Source organism: Mycobacterium sp. NAZ190054 (assembly GCF_001545925.1).
GTDB lineage: Bacteria > Actinomycetota > Actinomycetes > Mycobacteriales > Mycobacteriaceae > Mycobacterium.
This window is the reverse complement of the sequence record NZ_LMVQ01000338.1, coordinates 1-3,513: the sequence shown is the minus strand read 5'-3', so window position 1 is coordinate 3,513 and position 3,513 is coordinate 1. Positions and strand designations below refer to the sequence as shown.

General features: G+C 66.3%; 7 protein-coding genes. 1 reads left to right on the top strand and 6 read right to left on the bottom strand.

All coding sequences use genetic code 11. The features are described 5' to 3' along the window. Positions 1–75: 75 nt before the first annotated feature. From ASJ79_RS31345 to ASJ79_RS21015, 5 genes are all read right to left on the bottom strand, one after another. The gene (locus ASJ79_RS31345) at positions 76–228 is read right to left on the bottom strand and encodes a hypothetical protein (RefSeq protein WP_197420311.1); all 153 of its coding nucleotides are present in this window, start codon (positions 226–228) and stop codon (positions 76–78) included. Between the two features lie 192 nt (positions 229–420). Continuing rightward, a complete protein-coding gene (locus ASJ79_RS21030; protein WP_067959448.1) occupies positions 421–1,059 on the bottom strand; it encodes a cutinase family protein in 639 nt (212 codons plus the stop codon). A 170-nt stretch (positions 1,060–1,229) separates the two neighbouring features. Beyond that, a complete protein-coding gene (locus ASJ79_RS21025; protein ID WP_067959445.1) occupies positions 1,230–1,550 on the bottom strand; it encodes a multidrug efflux SMR transporter in 321 nt (106 codons plus the stop codon). Then, positions 1,550–1,876 (bottom strand): multidrug efflux SMR transporter, encoded by a 327-nt coding sequence (locus ASJ79_RS21020; protein ID WP_067959443.1) that lies wholly within the window; start codon positions 1,874–1,876, stop codon positions 1,550–1,552. Before ASJ79_RS21020 ends, ASJ79_RS21025 begins: the two co-directional genes overlap by 1 nt. Further along, the gene (locus ASJ79_RS21015) at positions 1,876–2,436 is read right to left on the bottom strand and encodes a TetR/AcrR family transcriptional regulator (protein WP_067959440.1); all 561 of its coding nucleotides are present in this window, start codon (positions 2,434–2,436) and stop codon (positions 1,876–1,878) included. Before ASJ79_RS21015 ends, ASJ79_RS21020 begins: the two co-directional genes overlap by 1 nt. Positions 2,437–2,792: 356 nt before the next feature. Between ASJ79_RS21015 and ASJ79_RS21010 the strand changes: the two genes are divergently transcribed. Next, positions 2,793–3,230 carry a hypothetical protein gene (locus ASJ79_RS21010; protein WP_067959438.1) on the top strand — a complete coding sequence of 146 codons (438 nt, stop codon included), beginning with the start codon at positions 2,793–2,795 and terminating at the stop codon, positions 3,228–3,230. Positions 3,231–3,259: 29 nt separating this feature from the next. Here ASJ79_RS21010 and ASJ79_RS32560 read toward each other — a convergent pair whose 3' ends face one another. Next, the gene (locus ASJ79_RS32560; protein WP_156448554.1) at positions 3,260–3,403 is read right to left on the bottom strand and encodes a hypothetical protein; all 144 of its coding nucleotides are present in this window, start codon (positions 3,401–3,403) and stop codon (positions 3,260–3,262) included. Positions 3,404–3,513: the final 110 nt, after the last annotated feature.

Genomic DNA, 3,513 nt, shown 5'->3' with positions numbered 1-3,513 from the left:
CTCCAACAGCAGACCGGTCGCGGCGAATAGCGTTGCCCGGCATTCAGTTCAGCGGTCGTGATCCGGCACAACCGCTCAGAGACTGCTGCTGAATCCGGCGATGCCGACGCGGGCAGCCTCCTGCACCAATTCCAGACAGGGCACGCCCGGACTGGGTTCTGCAGCGGCCGGAGCGCAGTTCGCGACGATCGGCCAGACCATGCCCACCGCCAGCGTCGCAACGCCCACGCGATCGATCCTGGGTGACCTCGGAGACATCGTCTTTCCTCGAACTCTCAACGGTGCCCCCACCTGTCGTAGAAACCTAGCGCGCCTGGCCGCCGACCGACGACGTGGTTATCGAACCGATACCCGCCGGTGGTCCGGCGGTGACATGGCCTCGATTCTGCCGAGAACGATTGGGCAGGCGGCAAATTCCACTCAGGAGTCGCGGCCCAGTACGCGCTGCGCCACGAAAGTCGCTGCCTCGTCGACCATCCCGTTCCACGGATATGACCAATGGGCAAACATGTTGTTCCCGCGTGAGCAATACGGATCTCCGTCGGCGCAGAGGTCGATGGTCCTGTCTCCGTACTGGGGGCTGATCTCGGTCAGCGGCCCGAGCATCGGTTGATCGCGTGAGGGGTTGGCGAAAACCGCTACGGCGACGACGTGGTCGACCATCGGAGCGGGAAGCGGAACGGGGGTGAAGAACCAGATCGTCCGGTTACCGATGGTGATCAGGTCGATCACCCCGGCACCCTGGGACATGCCACCGAGGACGATCTTGGTCTGTGGGCACATCCCCGCCACGTACTGCACATGCTTGTTGGCGTCCACCGCGCCCGCCGACGTCGACTTCGAGAAGTTCCAGCTGGCAGGGTAATTCACGGCGTAGGCCGACACCTTCTTGCCGGTCAGCTTCTTCTTGACGGAATCGACGAACGCCCTGCCGACCGCCCCGAAACCCGGATTGTCACTCGTCCCCCGGGCGAACACCACCTCGACATCCGGGCACGAGATGGCCCCAGCAACGGGAGCAGCGGCGGTGGAGAGCGACAGCGCCGAGGCTGTCACCACCGCAACACAAAGCGAACGGACCACCTGGCGTGCGAGCACGGAACAACGCTGACACAGTTACAGCAAATTTGAACCACGCCGCGACGCAACGGTGATCCAACAGTGGCCGTTCTGTGTCGCAACGGAATGTGCAATCGCGTCAGCTTGCGGATAATCTCCCCGGCCAGGTGTCAGTGACCGGTGCCGAGTTCGACCAACAGCACACCGACGGCGATGAGCGCGATGCCGCCGAGCATTCGGCGGGTCAGGGGCTCGCCGAACAGCAACTTCGACGCCACCGCGGTCAACGCCACTCCGGCCGCGGCCCAGATACCGTATGCGACACCCAGCGGCATTCCGTGCCGCAGCGAGAACCACAGCAGCGTGAACGCCAGCACATAACCGACGGCCACGATGCCGTAGAACGTCGGACGGCCCCTGGCGGCGACGCGCAGCGCCAGCGTCCCGGTGACCTCGCAACCGATGGCGCCGATCAGCATGAGGTACTGCATCACTCGGCCTCGGGACGGGAGCCGGTCTCGACCAGTGCCACGCCGCCGATGATGCACAGCAGGCCGGCGCCCATGACGGCGGTCAGTGCCTCACCGAAGATGACAGCGGACAGCACCGCGGTCAATGCGACGCCGGTCGCACCCCAAATCGCATACGCCACACCGAGTCCCATTCCACGCTTGAGCACGAGCGCCAACAGGACGAAGGACGCCAGGTAGCCGAGCACCACCACCACGTACAACGCCGGCATGGTCGCAGATCCTTTGAGCGACAGCGTCGCTGCGACCTCACTGCCGATGGCCAGCAGCAGGTAGAGCCATGTCATCAGGGCTTCTCCCCCAGCAGTTCGAGTGCCACCGACAGCACGCGCGGTCGGTCGTCGTCGGCGAGTGGGAACGTGTCCGACGAATCCGCCAGCCACGCGCCGTCCGCGAGCAGTCGCGCGGCATGCAGACGGGACTGCTCATCCGGCGGAACGTCGGAGGGGACGTGCACCCACGGATGGAAGCGCTCGGTCCAGCGCGCGAGCATGCGGTCGGCGCTCTTGGGGTCACTGAGCATCACCAGATCCGACCGCCGGTGACGGCTCAACAGCGCCCAGCGCACATAGGCGGCGAGGCGTTGTCGCGGTGACGCCGCGTCGAGCGGGACGTCGAGCCGCTGGGCCAGTTCGTGTTCCTGGGAGTCCACGATGTGGTCGACCAACGCCTCCATCAGCGCCGACTTCGTCGGGAAGTGGTACAGCAGGCCCGGCTTGGTCAGTCCGCACTCCTGGGCCACGGAATCGAAGGAGACCGGGGTCCCTGCGTCGAGCAGGTCGCGGGCCGCGTCCAGGATGCCCGTCACCGACGAGGGGCGCCCGCGTGTCGGGGGTGTCGAGGTCACGCCGTTACTTTACCGTCCGGTTGGTAAACAATTGCGGTCCAGCCCCCTGTGCCGACCCCTGGAGGTACCGGGCCCATCGATTGCCGCCGGGTCGGCGTTACAGCCTGAGAGGGATTCACAGCTAACTCCCACCCAGGCAGATCCGGCCGTCGTCCGCCTACCTGCATCTTCGAGAATTTTCGTAATTATCTTGCTCCACCGTGGTTTACACCGCGCCGTCAGTGGCCATAGCTGTCCGGGGTCGGGGTTTGGTTGGTGTCGTTCGTCAGAGGCGGCAACAACCGATGTGCACGACACACGGCCGGTCTCCGCAGGTACTGCGGTAGCCGGCCACCAGAATCGAGGAGGTTCACTTGATGGATGTGAAGAAGCTGACAGCTGGTGTGGCGACTGCAGGCGTGCTCGGCCTGGGCGGCTTGGCGGCCGGTGTCGCGCAGGCGGAGCCGCCGTCACCGCGGCCGGACAACCCGGGCCACTCGGACAATCCGGGCAATCCCGGCCAGCGGCCGACCACGGTGACCGGGCCTGGCGTCAATGCCGGTGAGCCCGGCAACCCGCTGCCGCCGGGACTGGATTACCTCCCGACTCCGGGTCATGGCGGTCCGCTGCCCGAGGACCGCATCGAGCTGCCGGAGACGCCCTCATGGGTGACGACGCCGGTGCTCCCGCCGGAGGGTGCGCCGCCGCAGCCTGAAGCGCCGGAGTGGGCGGCCGACCTGCCCGTCGTCTGGAACCCCGACCTGGAAGTCTGGGGCGTCTGGAACGAGGACACCGGCCTCTTCATCCGACTCTGACAACACGGGAGACAGCACGAGGGGTCGCCTCACCCGGTCGGGTGAGGCGACCTTTCGTCGCGTGGTCGTGACCGGCCGCTGCGCGTGGACGCCACCGTCGCGAGCGCGGCGAGCACCGCGAACGACCCGAACAGCCAGCGCGCCGCGGCCGCGTCCCCGGCGGCACGACCCACTTGACGATGATGAACACGATGACGGCGAAGCCGATCAGCTGTCCGATGAAGATCGACATCTAACGACTCCCACCTGAATTCACGTCGACGCCCAGGATCCGGCTGGCCAG

Coding starts and splice junctions, on each gene's coding strand:
- ASJ79_RS21025 (WP_067959445.1), bottom strand. CDS start 1,550: ATGCAGTACCTCATGCTGATCGGCGCCATCGGTTGCGAGGTCACCGGG.
- ASJ79_RS21020 (WP_067959443.1), bottom strand. CDS start 1,876: ATGACATGGCTCTACCTGCTGCTGGCCATCGGCAGTGAGGTCGCAGCG.
- ASJ79_RS21010 (WP_067959438.1), top strand. CDS start 2,793: ATGGATGTGAAGAAGCTGACAGCTGGTGTGGCGACTGCAGGCGTGCTC.